The 17,894-nt window shown below is 69.0% G+C and carries 19 protein-coding genes and 7 pseudogenes; 14 read left to right on the top strand and 12 right to left on the bottom strand.

Translation table 11 applies throughout. The features are described from left to right. Positions 1-61: 61 nt before the first annotated feature. Entirely contained in the window at positions 62-1,567 is a 1,506-nt protein-coding gene (locus KUM03_RS21915; protein ID WP_217250984.1) for a SulP family inorganic anion transporter, read from the bottom strand. 409 nt (positions 1,568-1,976) lie between these two features. On the opposite strand from KUM03_RS21915, the gene KUM03_RS21910 reads away from it, so the two are divergent. Next, a complete protein-coding gene (locus KUM03_RS21910; RefSeq protein ID WP_217250983.1) occupies positions 1,977-2,429 on the top strand; it encodes a MerR family transcriptional regulator in 453 nt (150 codons plus the stop codon). Positions 2,430-2,581: 152 nt separating this feature from the next. Here KUM03_RS21910 and KUM03_RS21905 read toward each other — a convergent pair whose 3' ends face one another. Next, on the bottom strand, positions 2,582-3,772 hold the full coding sequence (locus tag KUM03_RS21905; RefSeq protein ID WP_217250982.1) for a DUF418 domain-containing protein: 1,191 nt from the start codon (positions 3,770-3,772) through the stop codon (positions 2,582-2,584). A 127-nt stretch (positions 3,773-3,899) separates the two neighbouring features. Between KUM03_RS21905 and KUM03_RS38510 the strand changes: the two are divergent. The 3 genes and pseudogenes from KUM03_RS38510 to KUM03_RS21895 all read left to right on the top strand — a co-directional run. Next, positions 3,900-4,037, top strand: a pseudogene (locus KUM03_RS38510) (DUF6086 family protein); the annotation flags it as partial. Positions 4,038-4,271: 234 nt separating this feature from the next. Continuing rightward, entirely contained in the window at positions 4,272-5,012 is a 741-nt protein-coding gene (locus KUM03_RS21900) for an alpha/beta hydrolase (RefSeq protein ID WP_217250981.1), read from the top strand. A 104-nt stretch (positions 5,013-5,116) separates the two neighbouring features. Beyond that, positions 5,117-5,578, top strand: coding sequence for an HAD family hydrolase (locus KUM03_RS21895; RefSeq protein WP_217250980.1), 462 nt, complete (start codon positions 5,117-5,119; stop codon positions 5,576-5,578). A gap of 111 nt (positions 5,579-5,689) precedes the next feature. Here KUM03_RS21895 and KUM03_RS21890 read toward each other — a convergent pair whose 3' ends face one another. Next, positions 5,690-6,184 (bottom strand): SpoIIE family protein phosphatase, encoded by a 495-nt coding sequence (locus KUM03_RS21890; protein WP_308406378.1) that lies wholly within the window; start codon positions 6,182-6,184, stop codon positions 5,690-5,692. Between the two features lie 94 nt (positions 6,185-6,278). Beyond that, entirely contained in the window at positions 6,279-6,740 is a 462-nt protein-coding gene (locus tag KUM03_RS21885; RefSeq protein ID WP_217250979.1) for an ester cyclase, read from the bottom strand. Between the two features lie 86 nt (positions 6,741-6,826). Here KUM03_RS21885 and KUM03_RS21880 point away from each other — a divergent pair, with 86 nt between their 5' ends. Then, positions 6,827-7,294, top strand: coding sequence for a MarR family winged helix-turn-helix transcriptional regulator (locus KUM03_RS21880; RefSeq protein WP_217250978.1), 468 nt, complete (start codon positions 6,827-6,829; stop codon positions 7,292-7,294). Between the two features lie 580 nt (positions 7,295-7,874). Here the strand turns inward: KUM03_RS21880 and KUM03_RS21875 are convergent. Both KUM03_RS21875 and KUM03_RS39295 read right to left on the bottom strand, forming a co-directional pair. Continuing rightward, positions 7,875-8,183: pseudogene (locus KUM03_RS21875) on the bottom strand (5-methyltetrahydropteroyltriglutamate--homocysteine S-methyltransferase); the annotation flags it as partial. 18 nt (positions 8,184-8,201) lie between these two features. Next, positions 8,202-8,348 (bottom strand): annotated as a pseudogene (locus tag KUM03_RS39295) (hypothetical protein); the annotation flags it as partial. Between the two features lie 178 nt (positions 8,349-8,526). Here KUM03_RS39295 and KUM03_RS21865 point away from each other — a divergent pair. The 5 genes from KUM03_RS21865 to KUM03_RS21845 all read left to right on the top strand — a co-directional run bounded on the left by KUM03_RS21865 (position 8,527) and on the right by KUM03_RS21845 (position 11,937). Continuing rightward, complete coding sequence (locus tag KUM03_RS21865) at positions 8,527-9,486, top strand: helix-turn-helix transcriptional regulator (RefSeq protein ID WP_254399704.1); 960 nt, start codon at positions 8,527-8,529, stop codon at positions 9,484-9,486. A gap of 77 nt (positions 9,487-9,563) precedes the next feature. After that, positions 9,564-10,148 (top strand): peptidase inhibitor family I36 protein, encoded by a 585-nt coding sequence (locus KUM03_RS21860; RefSeq protein ID WP_217250976.1) that lies wholly within the window; start codon positions 9,564-9,566, stop codon positions 10,146-10,148. A 335-nt stretch (positions 10,149-10,483) separates the two neighbouring features. Next, complete coding sequence (locus tag KUM03_RS21855; RefSeq protein ID WP_217250975.1) at positions 10,484-10,909, top strand: peptidoglycan-binding protein; 426 nt, start codon at positions 10,484-10,486, stop codon at positions 10,907-10,909. Between the two features lie 101 nt (positions 10,910-11,010). After that, positions 11,011-11,421 (top strand): hypothetical protein, encoded by a 411-nt coding sequence (locus tag KUM03_RS21850; protein WP_217250974.1) that lies wholly within the window; start codon positions 11,011-11,013, stop codon positions 11,419-11,421. A 99-nt stretch (positions 11,422-11,520) separates the two neighbouring features. Further along, the gene (locus KUM03_RS21845; protein WP_217250973.1) at positions 11,521-11,937 is read left to right on the top strand and encodes a peptidoglycan-binding protein; all 417 of its coding nucleotides are present in this window, start codon (positions 11,521-11,523) and stop codon (positions 11,935-11,937) included. A 45-nt stretch (positions 11,938-11,982) separates the two neighbouring features. On the opposite strand, the pseudogene KUM03_RS38505 reads toward KUM03_RS21845, so the two are convergent. From KUM03_RS38505 to KUM03_RS21830, 4 genes and pseudogenes are all read right to left on the bottom strand, one after another. Continuing rightward, positions 11,983-12,164 (bottom strand): annotated as a pseudogene (locus KUM03_RS38505) (VOC family protein); the annotation flags it as partial. Positions 12,165-12,188: 24 nt separating this feature from the next. Next, positions 12,189-12,662, bottom strand: a complete 474-nt coding sequence (locus tag KUM03_RS39290) for a glycosyltransferase (RefSeq protein ID WP_374225376.1) — start codon at positions 12,660-12,662, stop codon at positions 12,189-12,191. Positions 12,663-12,864: 202 nt separating this feature from the next. Then, positions 12,865-13,163: pseudogene (locus tag KUM03_RS21835) on the bottom strand (transposase family protein); the annotation flags it as partial. Positions 13,164-13,348: 185 nt separating this feature from the next. Then, complete coding sequence (locus KUM03_RS21830; protein ID WP_217250971.1) at positions 13,349-13,726, bottom strand: MerR family DNA-binding transcriptional regulator; 378 nt, start codon at positions 13,724-13,726, stop codon at positions 13,349-13,351. 76 nt (positions 13,727-13,802) lie between these two features. Between KUM03_RS21830 and KUM03_RS21825 the strand changes: the two genes are divergently transcribed. Both KUM03_RS21825 and KUM03_RS21820 read left to right on the top strand, forming a co-directional pair. Further along, positions 13,803-14,531 (top strand): SDR family oxidoreductase, encoded by a 729-nt coding sequence (locus tag KUM03_RS21825; protein ID WP_217250970.1) that lies wholly within the window; start codon positions 13,803-13,805, stop codon positions 14,529-14,531. Between the two features lie 112 nt (positions 14,532-14,643). Then, positions 14,644-15,388: pseudogene (locus KUM03_RS21820) on the top strand (phosphotransferase family protein). Positions 15,389-15,504: 116 nt separating this feature from the next. Here the strand turns inward: KUM03_RS21820 and KUM03_RS39285 are convergent. Beyond that, a pseudogene (locus tag KUM03_RS39285) lies at positions 15,505-15,882 on the bottom strand (transposase); the annotation flags it as partial. Between the two features lie 49 nt (positions 15,883-15,931). Between KUM03_RS39285 and KUM03_RS21810 the strand changes: the two are divergent. After that, positions 15,932-16,144 (top strand): hypothetical protein, encoded by a 213-nt coding sequence (locus KUM03_RS21810; protein WP_217250968.1) that lies wholly within the window; start codon positions 15,932-15,934, stop codon positions 16,142-16,144. A 168-nt stretch (positions 16,145-16,312) separates the two neighbouring features. Next, the gene (locus KUM03_RS21805) at positions 16,313-16,579 is read left to right on the top strand and encodes a hypothetical protein (RefSeq protein ID WP_254399734.1); all 267 of its coding nucleotides are present in this window, start codon (positions 16,313-16,315) and stop codon (positions 16,577-16,579) included. 717 nt (positions 16,580-17,296) lie between these two features. Here KUM03_RS21805 and KUM03_RS21800 read toward each other — a convergent pair. Beyond that, entirely contained in the window at positions 17,297-17,707 is a 411-nt protein-coding gene (locus KUM03_RS21800; RefSeq protein WP_217250966.1) for a VOC family protein, read from the bottom strand. Positions 17,708-17,894 lie beyond the last annotated feature (187 nt).

The following is a 17,894-nucleotide window of genomic DNA, read 5'->3' as shown; positions in this document are numbered from 1 at the left end:
GCGCAGGGGACCCCGGTCCTGCTGGGCCGGGGTCCTCTGCTGTGGGCGTGCGGCGCCGGGGTCAGTGGCTGCCGGCGAGTTCGCCGGTGAGCTTGCCGTGGAGGTCGGCGCTGGGGTCGTTCAGGCCGGTGATCTCCACCGTCTTGCCGCGCTGCTTGTACTTCGTCTCGATCGCGTCGAGTGCGGCGACGGAGGAGGCGTCCCAGATGTGGGCGGCCGAGAGGTCGATGACGACCTTCTCCGGGTCGCCCGCGTAGTCGAACTGGCCGACGAGGTCGTTGGAGGAGGCGAAGAACAGCTCGCCGGTGACCAGGTAGACGACCGTGCTGCCGTCAGGGTCGGTGACGGCGGTGACCTGGGCGAGATGCGCGACGCGCTTGGCGAAGATGACCATGGCGGTGAGGGAGCCGACCACGACCCCGATGGCCAGGTTGTCGGTGGCGACCACGACGATCACGGTGATGACCATGACGGCGATCTCGCCGGTGGGCATCCGCTTGAGGGTCTTGGGCGCGATCGAGTGCCAGTCGAAGGTACCGAAGGCGACCATGACCATGACGGCGACCAGGGCGGCCATGGGGATGTCGGAGACGACGGGCCCGAAGGCGATGCACAGCACCATCAGGAACGAGCCCGCCAGGAACGTGGAGACGCGGGTGCGGGCGCCGGACACCTTCACATTGATCATGGTCTGGCCGATCATGGCGCAGCCGCCCATGCCGCCGAAGAAGCCGGTGACGATGTTGGCGATGCCCTGCCCGATGGACTCACGGGTCTTGGAGGAGTGGGTGTCGGTGATGTCGTCGACCAGCTTCGCGGTCATCAGCGACTCCATCAGGCCGACCAGCGCCATGGCGAGGGCGTAGGGGGCGATGGTCGTCAGGGTGTCCAGGGTGAAGGGCACGTCGGGCAGGCCGGGCACCGGCAGCGAGGACGGCAGCTCGCCCTTGTCGCCGACGGTGGGCACCGCGATCCCGGCTGCCACGGTGATCACGGTGAGGATGACGATGGACACCAGGGGCGCCGGGATCACCTTGGTGACCTTCGGGAAGAAAACCATCAGCGCCAGACCACCGAGGATCAGCGGGTACACCGGCCAGGGCACGTCGTGCATCTCCGGCACCTGCGCCATGAAGATCATGATGGCGAGGGCGTTGACGAAGCCGGTCATCACGGAGCGAGGCACGAACCGCATGAGCTTGGCCACGCCCACCGCGCCCAGGACGATCTGGAAGAGCCCCGCCAGGATGACGGTCGCGACCAGGTAGCCAAGGCCGTGCTCACGGTTGACGGGCGCGATGACGAGCGCGACCGCGCCGGTGGCGGCGGAGATCATCGCGCGGCGTCCGCCGACGACGGAGATCGTCACGGCCATGGTGAACGAGGCGAACAAGCCGACCGCGGGGTCGACACCGGCGATGATCGAGAACGAGATCGCCTCAGGGATCAGGGCCAGGGCGACGACCAGGCCGGCCAGGACCTCGGTGCGCCAGACCTTCGGGTTGTTCAGCCAGTCGGGGCGCAGGCCACGCAGGCGCGCCGCAGGAGTCACAGCAGCAGAAGACAAGGAGATGCGTACCTGTCGTGCTCGGGCGCACGCCGGCGGCAGGCCGGGGCGTGCGGGAAGGGCGAGCAGGGGCCGGACCGGCACCCCGCGGACGACCCGCAGAGCGGGCCGCTGAGTCGGAAAGGGGAGGGACGCGAGGCGGGGCGGCGCACACGGGCAGCCGGGCGGCTCACATCCGCGGGCGAAGGGTCACGGCGGGCAGGCGGCGGCGATGGGCGTCATGGGCTCGCGCACGCTCACTCCTGCAAGAATCGGGTCTTCGCCGGGGGCGTCATCGGCCCCGGAAACGGCAGAGGCAGGACAGCCGGGCCGCCCTCACCGTCGACAACTCTACCCTAACGTTAGAGTAGAGGTGGGTGGGGTCGCACGGGAAGCGGCCCGCCACGACGGGGAGAGCCAGGAGAACGGCGTGGACGACAAGCACATGCAGATCGGCGAGGTCGCCGCGCGGACGGAGCTGTCCCTGCGCACCATCCGGCACTACGAGGAGACCGGCCTGGTCATTCCCTCCGCCCGCTCCCAGGGAGGCTTCCGCCTCTACACCGAGACCGACGTCGCCCGGCTCATGGTCATCCGCCGGATGAAGCCGCTCGGTTTCACCCTGGAGCAGATGCGCGACCTGCTGGACGCCACCGACCGTCTGGACGGCGACGGCGTTCTCGACACCGACGAGCGCGAGGCCCTGCTGGAGCGCGTGCGCACGTACCAGCAGGCCGCCGCCGAACAGGTGGAGAAACTGCGGGTCCAGCTGGCCCGCGCCGAGGACTTCGCAGCCACCCTGGCCGCCCGCCTGGCCCAGAACGCTCCGGACGCCCGCGTCCAGAACCACGGCGTCGCACCGGGCCGTATCCGGAAGCCATGAGGATCACAGCACCCCATGGCGCTCACGTCGTTCGTCCCGCGGGCTCCCGAGCAGCCCCCGGACGTTGGTTCGGTCGAGTGCCACGCCGTTGCCCAAGTCGACCGGGCCGGTCCCTGGCGTAGATGCCGCAACCCAGCTGGGGTCCACTCACCTCACGGGGACGGTCGTGCGGCCCGATCCGGGCGGTCCCGCCCGGATCGGGCCGGGCGCCGATAGGTGACACGCCGGACCAGCACCTCGAACGGGCCGCGCTGTCCCGCTTGGTGCATGCGGTGCGCCAGCAGCACCGTCGCGATCCAGGTTGCGAGGGCCAAAAGTGCCGTAGTGGTGACGGACAGGGCCGCGGAGAGGCCGAGGAGGAAGGGAGTGAAGACCAGCGCCCAGATGACTGACTGTGCCAGATAGCAGGTCATCGACCGCTGACCGACGGCGGCGATCGCGTTCACCATCGTTCCCCGTCGGAGCTCGAGCCGACGGGTAAGCAGTGACACCAGAGCCGCGTACCCGAACCCTCCCAGGATGCCCGTCGAGTCGTGCAGAGGCCCGATCAGCTCCAGTACCGGTTGGCCCGGAACGCCCACGGCGCCGGCAAGCATCAGCGATATGGGCTGGGCGCCGAGTACGGCGGCGGCGATTCCGACGGAGGCCGTGACACGCAGCAGTATCCGATACCGTTCCGGTTGCTCCAGGATCCGTCGGCGTCCTGCCCAAAGTCCGACAGCGAACGGACACATGAATCCGAGCGGCCCGAACAACGCGACCAAGGGCGCCACCTGTACCCGCTCGGTGACCATCGTGAGCACGTCCGTGGGAAGCATCGAGCTGTCCGGCGGATCGCCGCTGATGGTCGCCGAGTCGCCGCTCGGCAGGGAGACGAGTACGAAGAACAGCAGAGCGGTCAGCAGCAGCCAGCGGTCTTTCCAGCGGACCATCCATGCGCCTGCCAACAGCAGCACACCGTATGCCGCCAGAATGTCACCGACGTAGAGCAGCACCGCGTGCAGGAAACCGACGACAACCAGCACCAGACTGCGCCGCCACAGCAGTCGCCGCACCGACCGTGGCCCGCGGGCCTCCTGCCGGCGCACGATGTGGGCGACGCCGTAGCCGAAGAGGAGCCCGAACATGGGGAACGCCCGGCCGTCGACGAACGTCGAGATCAGCCAGATGACCATCGAGTCCGAAGGCGAGCCGCCCTGTGGGTAGCCTCCGAGCACTGACGGCCCCCTCAGGAAGTAGTGGGAGTTGGCCAGCGCGATGAACAGCAGCATGAAGCCTCGCGCCAAGTCGGGCGCCAGGGCACGCGCGGCGAGAGCGGTCGGTTCGGGCACTTGGGTCGTCATTCGATCAGTCAACGGCGCCCAGACGCACGGTGCATCAGCCATAAGTCGATCGCCTCATGACTTTCGTACACGGCTGTCTCCGGGGCGCTCGACCCGTGGTGCGCACTGAGAGCCATTGGTCGCAAGGATCCGGTCGAACACCCTGGTCGGTCATGACCCACTGAAAGGTGCCGCGATGAGCCAGTACTTCCACATCGGTGACGAGACATTGTGGGACCCGTCCAACGGAGCATCCCGCATGTTCCGGCGTCAGGTGGCGGTCTTCCGCTGACCAGCCGAGTATCAAGAGTCCGACCGGCCACGGCCTCTCCGGCTTGGGCGCCGCCGAAGAAATGACTGGCGGACAGCCGTGCTCACTGCTACGTTTCCGGAGGCCGTGCGAGAGATCGAGGAGGTGGTACCCGTGAGCGAATCCACATGGGTGCTCTCCTCCGGAGTCACGGTCGGGCGATAGGTCGTCCGGGAGCGCCGTTCAACAGCCCTCCCGAAAGGCACAACCATGCGGTTCACTTCCGAACAACGCCTCGACGACGGTGTCTGCGAGCGCCCGTTCACCATCGGCGAGATCCCCGGCATCCTGTGGACACCCGCGTCCGCATCCCCGTCCGCATCTGCACCCCTGATCCTGCTCGGTCACCCGCCGCTCGGACTCCAGCGGATGTACCCCCGACTGGTGGCCCGGGCCCGGCGCGCCGCGGCGGACGGTTTCGCCTCGGCCACCATCGAACTCCCCGGAAGCGGTGACCGGCCCCGTTGGCCCGCCGTCGAGCAGGCCCGCGCCGATCTGCGCCGTACGATGAGCGCGGGTCGGCGGGTAGGCGACGAGGTCGTCGACGCCCTCGTTCTGCCGCTGGTCGAGCGGGCGGTCCCGGAATGGCAGACGGCCCTGGACGCACTTCTGTCACTGCCGGAGATCGGTGGCCCGGTCGGCTACTCGGGCGGAGTCATCTCCATCGGCGTCCGCCTCGCGGTGGTGGAGCCGCGGGTCTCGGCCGCCGTCCTGTTCGCCGGGAGCTTCGTGCCTCGCGCCATCCTCGAGCAGGCTCGTCGGGTCACCATCCCGCTGCACGTCCTGCTGCAGTGGGACGACGAAGCGAACGACCGGCAGTCGGCCCTGGACCTGTTCGACGCCTTCGGCTCCCAGGAGAAGACACTGCACGCCAACATGGGCGGTCACACCGGCGTCCCGGAGTTCGCGGGGGAAGCGGCGGCCGGGTTCCTGGCTCGGCACCTGAAGTGAAGCCGGCGTTCCACGCCAACTTCAGTGGTATCCATGCAGCATGAGGACCGCGACAGAAGCTTCTGAACTGCCCTTCGACGCCGTCGGAGAACGACCTGCCGCTGTTGCTCGGACAGGTCACCAGGGACGCGTGGGCGCAGTCGATCGTGCACGGCCTCGGAGCCCACGCGTCGTTGAGTGACGCTCGTGCGCTGGCCAAGGCGTTCACCGAAGCTGACTTCTGGGCGGATGAAGCGGTGGTGAGCCTCCTCGGTCAGGCCCGGAGGCATTGTCCGGTCGTCCTCGTCACGAACGCGACTGTGTGGCTCGACGAAGACCTGACCGCGCTCGGGCTGGCCGACCTCGCGGACAGCGTGATCAACAGTTCGCTCGTCGGTGTCGCCAAGCCGGACCGTCGCATCTATGAAATGGCCGCGAAGCAGGCCGGTGCCCGCGCTGACCGATGTCTTTTCGTCGACGACCGGGAGGAGAACGTCGAGGCGGCACGTGAGCTGGGGATGACTGCGGTGCTCTTTCGCACCGTCGACGATCTGAGAGGGGCCCTGGCCGGGCTGCTCAACCGGTGAGTGGCTTGCGGACAGAGCCGCTTGGAGGATCAGAACGGGTCCGTGAGCCCATGCGGAGCCCATCGTGCCGACGCGTACGCCGCGATCGGGACCGCGACGTCGGTCAGTGCGTTATCCGCTGTGCGGGGCGATCCGGCGCAGGGCGAGGAGGGTGGCGTCGTCCGAGCGGTGCGGGCCGTCGAGGCGTGCGACGAGGTGCTCGGCGTAGGCGTGCAACCCCTCCCGGACCGGGCCCGGGGCCGCCGTCCGCAAGGAGGACTCGGCGGCGTCGAGGAAGCGCAGTGTGTCCAGGTCCGGGTCGCCGTCCCGTCGCTCGGTGAGGCCGTCCGAGTAGATGAGGACGATGTCGCCGATCCGCAGCGGGGTCTCGTCGGCGGTGTAGGACGTGCCGGGCAGCACACCGAGGGGGAGTCCCGGTCCGCCGGGCGGGGAGGGCAGGGACGTGGCGCGCCCGTCGCGGACCAGCACCGGTGTGGGGTGTCCGGCAGACACCCAGCGCAGCAACTGCCGCAACTCGCCGCCCTCGGCCTCGTCCTCAACGCCGTCGTCCCGCGGCACACCCGCTACTTGGACACCGCCGTCGCCCAGCGCCGTGCCGAGGGACACGACCCTGTCGCCGGGTACGTGCCCGCGTCTCCCCGCTCAGCAATCGGCACGTCGACTGCCTGCGCCGCTGCCTGTTCGCGTTCGGTCGTGTCTGTCAGCGCTGGGCAGGGCCGTTGGGGCCGGAGACGGCGCCGAGCTGGGACAGGCCGTCGAGGACGTCGGTGCAGGTCCAGTACTCGACGAACCGGCCGTCGTGGACGCGCAGGATGTCATTGCCGCTGAAGGAGATCTTCGTGTCGACGGGGGCTGTTGCCTGGGGGATGCCGCCGGTGTAGGTGGCGTGCATGGTCCAGCGGGCGGAGATCAGGTCGCCGTCGACGATCGGGCCGAGGTCGGTGGTGATGGTGATGTCGCCGAAGGCGGCCATGGTCTGCTCGATCTCGGGCAGCAGGCGCTCGGGACCGGTGGTGGCCTCGGAGTCGCTGCCGTCCGGGCGGGCCTGGTGGATGACGAAGCCGGGGTCGAGGATTTCCTCGGCGTGGCCGAAGTCGCCGCGCCACAGGTCGCTCCAGCGGCCGTAGAGAGCCCGCAGGTGCTCGGGAGTGCGGGTGGTCATGGGTCCCCCAAAGAGTCGTGCTACAAAGTATCTGCACCACACAGTATCTGCGTGACGCAAATATAAGTAGGATGCGAGGCGATTCCATGTCAAAGCGAAATCGTGCGGAGCTGGTCGAGGCGGTCACCGTGACGGCCCGGCGCCACCACGCCGCCTACACCTTGTTCAAGCAGGCCATGGCTGAACGCCTCGGCCTGCACTCCACTGACCTCCAGTGCGTCAGCCTGCTCGCCCTCGAACCCGGACCCCGCACCACGGGCGAGATCGCGGAGCTGACAGGACTGACCTCCGGATCAGCCACCCGTCTGGTCGACCGCCTCGAGAAAGCCGGCCTCGTCGAACGCCACCCCGACCCCCGCGACCGGCGCAAGATGCTCGTCACCCTCACCCGTGGCCGCGCCCCCGAGGTGGAAGCCGCCTGGGACACCCCCGGCAGAGCCTTCGGCCAGGCGCTGGAGGACTTCACCGACGACGAGCTCACCGTCATCGAGCGATACCTGCGGCGCACCACCGACGTCGGCACCGAACAGACCGCACGCCTGCGCACCCGCTGACCCACTCGACCTCGCCGCGGCGGACGCGGACGCCGGCGTACACCTGGCCGCGCGCACCCGCCGGCCGGCCCGGGTGGCCGCGGCCGGCCGACGCGAACCGGCTGGGTCCCGCACCCGGTCCTCCTCCATACCGGGCCTTGAACACCGACAGGCAAGGAGGCGCGGCCACACGTACGGCCCGCGCGGGACGCGGGCCCAGTGACATCGACGGCTTTCGTTTCCCACTCACGGGCTGCATGTGCCGGTCGCGCGTCCGGAACGGTCACGGCAAGGTGTTCCACGGTCGGGCGCTGGTGAGCAGGGCGGGGACCGAAGCGTCTCGGAATCGTACGCTCGGGATGCCGCCGTCCTGGGCGTCGGCGTCGAGCGCCTCGGCCACAGAGTCCAGAAACCCGCCCACGTCGGCCAGCGCGTGTCACGCAGCATCCGCATCCTGGCGGTCGGGCTGCCGAGCTGTCCGCGCATGTCCGGCAGACTCTCCAACTCCTTCTCGGCCATGGCTGATCACGGGCCTGCCGTCCACGCCGACCTGGAGCGGTTTGCCGCGCACCGTTGGCCCAATTCCTGCCGCGTTCCTCCGTCAGGAGGCCGGCAGCTCACAGCGGACGGCGCGTGCGGCGGCTACCAGGTTCCCCAGCGAGGCGCGGGTCTTCAGGCCGCAGTCGGGGTTGACCCAGAGCCGCTCGGCGGGGATCGCCTACAGGCCGGTGCGCAGCAGCTCCGCGGCCTCCTCAGTGCTCGGCACGCGCGGGGAGTGGATGTCGTAGACACCCGGTCCGGCCTCCCGCGGGTAGCCGTGGGCGGCGAACTCCCGGGCCACCCGCATGTGTGAGCGGGCGGTCTCCAGGCTGATCACGTCGGCGTCGAGGTCGTCGATGGCCTCGACGATCCCGGCGGTGTCGATGCGGCCGGCGCGCAGATCGGCGCGGGCGGTCCGGATCTCGCCGGTCTGCGGGAACGAGCCGATGGCTGTCGTGGGCAGCAGCGGCAGGCGCAGGTGGGCGCGCTGGGCCGCGGACGCCGGACGGCCCCGGGCGGTGATCGCACCTCCCACGTGCGTGCCGCTCGGCGCACGAACGTGATCCCTACGACGCAGCGCCCGGACGGCCGCGTTTATCCCACGTCGATCAAATGGCTATGCGAGGCCCTCAGCCTGGGCCTTGCGCGTTTCGTGCCCACGTCCAGGACGTCGGAGGAAGTCGTTGCTGAGGATCCACTTCACCAGTCAGGACTTGGAGAACATCCGGATCGCCCGAAGTCCCGACCCGCTCTGGGAGATTGTTTGCAGCGTCTGCCGACTTCAGAGCAAGGGCGGATCCATCGCCTTCGACCCCTGGCGGCGGGCGGTTCGTACGCGCATCAGGAGCGGCGGGGCGCCCCAGTGGGCGGTGCGAATGCTGCGAACCCTGATGCCGTACGCCGTCTACATGCCGGACTTCCTGACTCCCCACCTCGAGGGTGAGAACGTCAGCCTGACGGCCGGAATCGACCGGGTGTTGTCCACGCCCGGACGCCAACTGCGCGCGGAGCTGACAGCGTTGGAGGCAGCGGCCAGGAAGCCGGTCGCCTACCCGGCTCTGGCCCGGGGCGACATTGAGGCGTTGTGCCTGCTGGGCAAGGGACTGCGGACCTACCACGAGGCGTTTCTGGCACCCGCCTGGGACCGGATCGACGCGACTGTCCGCGCCGACGTCGCCTGGCGGTCCCGCACCCTGGCGGCCGGCGGTACACGGGCCCTGCTGGAGACGTTCCGGCCCATGGCGGTGTGGCATCCGCCCGTGCTGGAGGTGGACTACCCGGTCGAGCGAGACCTGCATCTTCACGGGCGCGGCCTGCGGCTGATCCCTTCCTACTTCTGCTGGCGCCGGCCGATCACCCTGATCGACGAGGCACTCCGGCCGGTGCTGGTCTACCCGGCTGACAAGACGGTCGCCCCGCTCTCGGCCGCCGCCCCCGAACTTGCCCGGCTCCTTGGCTCAACCCGGGCATTCCTGCTCCGCGAGACGGCGGCGCGCGACTGCGGCACCACCTCGGAATTGGCGGCGGCAGTGGGCATTTCCCTGCCGAGCGCCAGTCAGCAGCTGGCGGTGCTGCGGGAAGCCGGTCTGCTGACCAGCCGCCGCGACGGCAAGCACGTACTGCACACGGCGACGCCCATGGGACTGGACTTGTTGGGTGTTCGATGTGGCTGAGGCCAAAGTGTGGTGCGCGACAGTCACCCTCGGTCGGAACCTGTTCATGAGGCACGGTCCCGACGGAGGGGAAATCCATGAAGTTCAAGGCCAGGACCACGAAGCGCACGACTGCCCTGCTCTGCGGCATGGCGCTGGCACTCGGAGTCGGCAGCGGTACCGCGGCCGCCGCCGACCGGGCCACGCAGTCGGCCGAGTCGACGTACGCGGCGGAGGCGAAGGCGGTCGGCCTGTCGGCCCGGCAGGCGGCTCAGCTGCAAGACCGGGTGGACGCCCAACTGGCGGACATCAAGGTCCCGGCGGAACAGGTGAGTTACAACGAGATCCGTGCCAAGGACGGCAGCGCGAAGATCACGGTGTCCGTGCCCGGCGCGGCGGCCGGCACCGGCTGTTCCTACACGTACCTGTGCATGTGGGACGGCGCCAACTGGACCGGCACCAAGCTGTCGTTGTACGTGTGTGCACTCCGCGACCTGAGCGACTACGGCTTCAACGACCGCCTCACCTCGTACAAGAACAACCAGACCACCGGCACGCGGGCTCGGTTCTACAACTGGCAGGGATCTTGGGTCTACAAGTTCGACAGCCACGCCTACCACACGGAGGACAGCCTCGCGAACACCCCCTGGAACAACATGATCGACGGGGTCCGGGTCTGCTGAGGGCGGCGCCGCTAGCCCAATGAGGCGAGCGAGCCAATGGGCACCCGCTGCTGCGGACCGCCGGAGAGCGTGATCTGCCACAGCGCGGGCCCAATGGTGCAGGACCGTCCGAGGCACGCGCGGTCGAGCGGGTCGGCTCGCCGGATCCCTTCAGCGAGTCGTGCTCAAGGCGGCGGCGCCGGCCGCGGCCCGCGCCGGGGCAGCCGGCTCCGGCGCGGGCCGCGCCGCCGGGCGGCCACATACCTGCAATGTTCCAGGTTCCGCCGGCCGTGAGACGTCCCCAGACTGGGGCGGGCGAGCAACGCCTCACCCATGGACCACGACGGGGAGAGACCATGACCATCACGAAGACTCCTCGGCTCACCGGTATCGGCATCGCGACCGTCGCCCTCGCGAGCACGGCCTTCGCGGGCTCGGCCCATGCCAAGGATGATCTGAAGGAAGTGCAGGTGACGGCCAGCGCGCCCTGCACGGACCGCCACATCGCCTTTACCGTCGACGGCACTCCTTACCACGGCTACGACTACAGCAAGACGCTGACGACCATCATCTCCAAGGGCTCCCAGGGCAACATCGTCAAGGAGGCCCAGTGCCTGCTGGAGTACGTCAAGTGCAGCCCCGGCACGGTGGACGGCATCTTCGGTGACGACACCAGGGCCGCGACGATCCGCTTCCAGAAGAAGAACGGGCTGAAAGCCGACGGTTCGATCGGCCCGAAGACCTGGCCGAAGCTGCGTGACCTGAACCCCACGGTCTGCTGAACCGCATCCCTTGACGGTATCCGTGGCGCCTGTGCTGCGGAGACAGTCAGGTGTGCCTGTCCGGACGTGTATCCACCAGAGCAACACGGGAGCTGATTCTTGTGCGCGTACGAGCGAACCGCAGGACGACCAAGCGCTCGGCCGTTGTGGCGACAGCGGCCGCTGCCCTCGCCACCACCACGATGGTTACGGCGCCGGCCGCTTCGGCTGATTCCCGCAGGGGGTGCGACTGGCCGCGCGTCTGCTTCTATCTGACCTCCAGCGACTGGAACGACGACGACCCCACGGCCGCGTTCCAGGACGTCACGACCTCCTACCAGAATCTCGGCTCCCGGAGCCGAGGCGCCAACTATGTCGTCAACACGCGCAACGACGACCGGGTCTACCTGCGCTACATCCACAATGGCACCGGTGCGACGTCCTATCTGTGCGTGGATCCGAACCACAACCAGAACTTCAGCAACACCTTCACGGTGACCGGGATCCGCATCGACACCGCTTCCAGCTGCTGACGGGCCCGACGTAGCTCAGCAACGGGTTGCCGGCCGTCGCCGCACGTGACCTGGCAGCTCAGGGTCCAGATCGACCACACTCATCTCCAGGAGCCCTCCATGGCACTCACCGCAACCCGCAGGCGTACCTCGCTCGTGCTCGCCTCCCTCACCCTGCTGGGCGGCACGGCCACCGGCGGCGTCGCCGCCGCGGCCGAGACCGGCGCCACCGCTGCTGCGGCCTACTCGTGCAACGTAAGCATGAGCTCCACCGGCCGCCTCTCCGCCGGCTACTACAGCGGCACCACTGTCGTTCCGTCCTCCTCGCAGGTGACCTCCGCCGGCAAGGAAGCCCAGTGCCTCCTCCAGTACCACGGCCACAATCCGGGGACGATCGACGGCATCTTCGGCCGCAACTCCCAGGCAGCGGCCAAGAAATTTCAGCGCACCGTGAACTACGCCTGCGACACCAACCTGGCCGAGGACGGCAAGGTCGGCCCGCGGACCTGGCCCCACCTGCGTCGGCTCTACTGCTGACCGAGCTGTGGTCTTCCCCGGAGCTTCTGATCCGGCGGTCCGTCCTCAGTGTCGGACCAGGCGGAACGTATGTCCTGCCGGGTCGGCATAGATACGCCGGCCCCGCCCGCCAGCACCTGTTCTTCGGCCTGGTCCAAGTCCGTGACGCCGAAGTCCAGATGGAACTGCTGAGGCCGGGATGGGTCGGGCCACAGGGGCGGATGATAGTCCGCTGCCCGCTGGAAGGCCCCATCGCCACCACACACTGCAGCTCAGCGATGATGAGCCGATCCCAAGCGGCCGTCCAAGAGTGGTCCCGGGCCCCTCGATGTCCAAGATCGCGCAGACGGAACCTGGTCCCCGCGGCTGACGGAGGCCGGCAGCGGCACCAGGACGGCGGGCAGTTCCAGGGTGGCGAGTTCGGCCAGTGTGGTGGCTCCCGCCCGGCCGATGACGAGGCCCGCCAGGGCCAGGGCGTGCGGCATGTCGTCGTGGAGGTACTCCAGCTGCCAGTACCCGGGGCGGTTGGCGAGCTGGGGGCGAGGTTGCCTTTGCAGACGACGTGCAGGACGCCATACCGCTGGCGCGGGGCGCCGAGTTGGGCGCGGACGGCGGTGCTGATGCGGGTCGTTTCGCGGATGACGACGGGGACACGGGCGAGCGCGGCGCCGACACCGAAGGGCACTGAGACGTACGAGCCCCGGGCCGTTCGCGCCGCAGCGCCGTGAAGGCGGCGGGGGCGCCACGGGCAACGGCCAAGGGCATCGGCATCGGCATCGGCATCGCCGGGCTGTTGGCGGAGCGGTGGCGGCGCAGCCCGGTGAAGGGGACGTAGCGGAAGGAGGTCCCGGCGCGCTCGGCGTAGTCGTGCTCGATGGTGTTCTCGAGCCCGAGAAAGACGAGCTCGGCGCGACGGTTGCGGAGCTTGTCGGTGGGTGTCGTTTCACCCATCACACCATGTGCGCGGGCTGCGGTCAGGTCGTGCGTGCGGCCGGGCAACGCTCGCGAGAACCACAGGGGTGTTCCGTCTGGGGCGGCCACGACATGCACGTTCATCCTGTGACGGCGGTGCTTCATCGAGTAGTACGGCTCGTCCGCCGTGATGCGGTCGGTGGCGATCAGGGTGCCGTCGAGGATGGCGAAGCCGTCGGGCGGCGGCCAGCGGAGGCCTCGTGCAGGCTCGGGGCGCGCTCGGCGAGGATGCCGACGGTTTCGCTCACGTACCGGCTGGCGGTGGCGGTGGAGACTTCCTGTGCCGAGACGTTGGCGAGTGAGGTCACCAGACGAAACAATCAGGAGCCCTGCCCCGTCACGCCCCCGACCACCAGCCGTCATCACCCGCGGACCACAGGATGAGAAGCGTTCACTGACGCGGTGCGCGACTTCTTCGGACCCCTACGGGATCGCTGGTGAGACGTCAGGCCGACCGCGCCTACGGGTGCGTGTCCGTGACAGCGATGACCTCGTCGAGGCGGCCCAGGACAGCCTGCAAGTCGTCGATCTTGGCCTGGATGCGCTCACGCTCGGCGCGCAGCATGGCTCGTTGCTCGGCGTCGGTGTGCCCGGAGTCCCAACACGGAAGGAGTTCGGTGATCCTTCGGCTGGTGAGGCCGGCGGCGAACATCTGCTGGAAGAAGCGGACCAGAGGGATGGCGTCCTGCCGGTACAGGCGTTGGCCGGATGGGCTGCGTTCCGCGATGAGCAGCCCCTGCTGCTCGTAGTAGCGCACGGCGCGCACCGATACGCCGGCTCCCTGTGCCACCTGGCCGATGCGGATCAGCCGCTCGGCTGCGGCCACTGTGACAGTCATGGTGATTCCTCTCACCGCCGGCCTCGACGACCAGCACTTGCCCCTGACGCCAACGTCAGGTTTTAGCGTACCCGCCATGGACATCAACAACTGCGTCGCCCTTGTCACCGGAGCCAACCGCGGCCTGGGCCGCGCCTTCACCCAGCGCCTGCTCGAACGGGGCGCCCGCAAGATCTACGCGACGGCCCGGCGGCCGGAGACCGTGGAGCTGCCCGGAGTCGAGGTGCTGACCCTCGACATCGCCGATCCCGCATCCGTGAGGGCCGCCGCCGAGGCCGCCCCGGACGTCTCGCTGCTCATCAACAACGCGGGAATCAGTACGGGGACCGACCTGGTGACCGGTTCGCTGGACGTGGTGCGGCACGAACTGGAGACCAACATGTTCGGCCACCTGGGAATGATCCGGGAGTTCGCGCCGGCGCTCGCCAGGAACGGCGGGGGAGCGATCGTCAACGTCCTCTCCGCCATGTCGTGGTTCGGGAACAACGGTGCCAATGCCTACCACCTGACCAAGGCCGCCGCCTGGGCCATGACCAACGGCGTCCGCCTGGAGCTCGCCGAGCAGGGCACGCTCGTCACAGCGGTACATCTCGGTCTGGCCGACACCGACATGGCCGCGGGCTGGCCCGTGGACAAGATCGCGCCGTCGGACCTGGCCGACGCGGCGCTCGACGGTGTCGAGGCGGGCTCCACCGAGGTCCTCGCCGACCAGTGGAGTCGGGACGTCAAGTCCCGTCTGCAGCTGACGCCGGAAGAGTTCAACGCCGCGATGGACCGCGCCCTGGCGGCGCTGATGGCGGCCTAGGAATTACTGACAGAGTGGTGGGCCGGCCTCGTCAGAGGGGCGCGGTCAGCCGCGTAATCGCATGTGAGAAACCCGGCGACGTCGGCGGTCATCCCCGGGATACTGGTCGCCCATGGATGTCGAAGTCGTCGTCGCCCATTCCGAGCGCGTGACGGTGCGCGCCGGCGACGTGTTCTTGAAGGTGGACGCCGACCAGGCGCGCATCGACGCCGAGGTCGAGGCGATGTCCCTCGCGCCGGTCCCGACCCCGGAAGTCCTGTGGCGCAAGCCCCCCGTGCTCGCGATCGCCGCACTCCCAGGAACCACACTTGGGCGCCTCGGTGGGCCGTCGACCGGTTCGCCGGCGGCGTGGGCCGCGGCGGGCGCCGCCATTCGGGCCCTGCACGACGCGCCCCTGCCGCCCCGAGCCGGCCGGGCCGGCCGGAGCGTCGTCGCGCTGGCGGCGGAACTCGACGACGAGTGCGAGTTGCTCGTGGCGAACGGCCTCCTGCCCGCTGACCTGGTCGACCGCAACCGACAGGTCGCCGAGGCAGCACTCCGGCCGTGGACTCCGGCGTTCACACACGGCGACCTGCAGATCGCGCACGTCTTCGTCGAAGGCGACGAGGTCACCGGCATCATCGACTGGTCCGAAGCCGGCCAGGGTGACGCCCTGTACGACCTCGCCACCTTCACGCTCGGACATGAGGAGCACCTCGACGACGTCATCGCGGGCTATGGCGCCGACATCGACTTGCACGTACTCCACGCTTGGTGGTCGTTGCGAAAGCCTGCTGGCAGTTCGCTGGCTGATCGAGCACGGCTTCGACCCCTTCGCGTCGGGCTGTGAGGTCGACGTCCTGAGATCCCGGATGTGAGGCGGCGCGGGCCCGGCTACGCTTCTTCCAGCGGATACGCAGGCGGCGGAACCAGTGCAGCAGCGCACGACGTACGAGGTGATCCGGAACCGGCGGTCTTATCCCTGTAGTAACGCCTCTTGGTCATAGCCGCGGTCGGCGTACAGGCGCTTGGGGCGGCGCGAGTAGCCGGCCGCGCTTGCCGTGGACCGGCGGGACGAGCTGGATCAGCCGGATCCGTTGGGTCAGTTGGGCGACGTCGTTGCGGTTGCCGCCGGTGGTGATTGCAGCGAGCGGGATGCCTTTCGCTTCGACGATCAGATGACGCTTGCTGCCGGCCTTGCCCGGCTCACCGGGGACGGACCGGTGACCGGCCCGCCCTTCTTCGCGCGGACGTGGCTGGAGTCGACCGCTGCGAGGGAGAAGTCCAGCAGGTCTGCGGTCCGCAGCTCGGAGAGCAGCAACAGGTGCAGGCGCTGCCACACCTCAGCCTCGTTCCAGTCCCGCAGCCGTCGCCGGCCCGGTCATCCGGAGACGCGCCTGATAGTGGCCACGGTCCGCCCGGTGCCCGGCAACGCGGCGGAGACGAAAACCTGTTGGGACTCCGGCCTGGCCGCCCACTGCGATGGAGTGACTGTCCTCGGTGACGGTGACGGTGCCTACGCCAACACCGGCCTGATCGTCCCGCACCACAAGTGCCCCGTACCGCCCATGCTCAAGGGCGAGGAAGAGGACAACGCGCAGGCACCGCAAGGTCCGCGCCCCCCCCGCGTGTGACGGTGCAGCCGCGTGGTGTCCCTCTCGCTGCGTAAACTGTTGGCTCGTATGCCCGTGCGTGACGGCTACGCGCACACTGAAGGTTTCCCGTTCTACCCGGAGGACTGAGCCGTGCCCGACCGACCTGAGGTTGTCTGCATCTGCGGCTCTACCCGGTTCGTGGACGAGATGAGCGCGGCCAACCGTGATCTGACCTTCGAGGGTGTCATCGTCGTCGCGCCAGGCGTCTTCCCGCGCGCCGAGGAACACGGAGCAGGGAAGTTGATCAGCGAAGAGCAGAAGACCGCGCTGGACGCCCTCCACCTGCGCAAGATCGACCTGGCTGACCGGGTTCTGGTCGTCAACCCGGGCGGCTATATCGGCGAGTCCACGAGCAGGGAGATCGCATACGCCCACGCCACCGGCAAGCCGGTCTCGTTCACCGATCCCCTCTGACCGGTAACCGAGAAACTGGGATCTCTTGCGACAGAGACAGACCACCCCTGGGGATTGGCGCTGAGGATGCCGGCCAACGGGACGATACCGAGCGCGCCGGTTCCCCCGAGGAGTTCTGCCGCATGTGCGGGTGGGGCGGGGCCACGTTCTGGGAGGACGGCTGGCCGACCTCCGCCATCTGTGGCTGCTGCGGCAGAGGGTCTGGCATCGGCGACGTTGGTGCGGAGCCCGGCTCGTGGGACGGTGTTCAAGGCCTGCACGACTTTCGGGGATGGTGGATCGGCCACGGCGCCCAGTGGGGGAGACCGCGCAGTAAGCCGCGGGACTGGGACGTGTTCCAGCAGGTGATGAACATACCCGCCCCGTGGCGCACTCCGCCGCCACTCCCTGTCGACCGGGAACGGCGAGTCCTTGAACGGGCCGCGTCCGGGTCGCTGGGTACGGCGGAGACCGTGTGCCGGATCTGCGGTCCGGCCGGGCCGTCGTTCTGGCGTGACGGTGTGCCTACCGAGAAACTCCGCCCGTCTTGTGGCAGCGAGTCGGGCATCGACGACCTGGGGCGTCCCGGAGAGTGGGAGACGATGCGCGCCATCCGCACCCGCCGCGGTTACTGGGTCGCTCTGGGAGCTGCGTGGACCGACCTCGCCCGGCGGGCTGGGACGTTTTCGAGCAGCTCGGCGCCATCCCGCCGACAGCGCGCCCGGTGAGCACCCGCCGCTACGCGTTCGACCAGCCCCGCTCGCAGAGCACGAGCCGGTAGCCGTCCGGGTCCTCGATCGTGACGCCCCACTGGTTCCAGTACGGGTTCGGCGACGGCACCCGCTTGCCGCCGTGCTTCTCCAGGCGGGTGACCAGGTCATCGGGGACCGGGCCGTCGACGTAGATCACTAGCAGGTCCTCCTCGGTGGGCTGGGGCTCAACGGGCCGGGCGGGCTCGTGGACCAGCTCCAGATGCCAGTCGGCGTCCGGCCAGCCCACCATCAGCAGGTCGTGCCCACCGGGCTCCGGCCCGCTCTCGGCCCGCCACACCACACCGAGTCCCAGCCCCCGCACCCAGAACCGCTCGGCCACTGCCAGGTCCCGGGATGGCCGGGCGATGCGGATGTGACTATGACCGTTGACGGGCATCGTGACCTCTTCCTGAGCTGCCGATTCCTGCTCAGCAGCCTAGGCATCAGGCTCTCGCGCGACCATCGGCCGATCGCCCTGGACCACAGGTCCTAGGTGTACTGCCCAGGGACGTTGGTCAACCTGGTGATGGGTGGTTTGCCGCCGGTTGCGGTGTGGGGGCGGTGGTGATTGTAGTGATGGAGCC

The organism is Streptomyces sp. AC602_WCS936 (assembly GCF_019049125.1).
In the GTDB taxonomy this organism is placed as follows: domain Bacteria; phylum Actinomycetota; class Actinomycetes; order Streptomycetales; family Streptomycetaceae; genus Streptomyces.
Note: the sequence above shows the minus strand (reverse complement) of the source record. Positions and strands in the feature narration are given on the sequence as shown.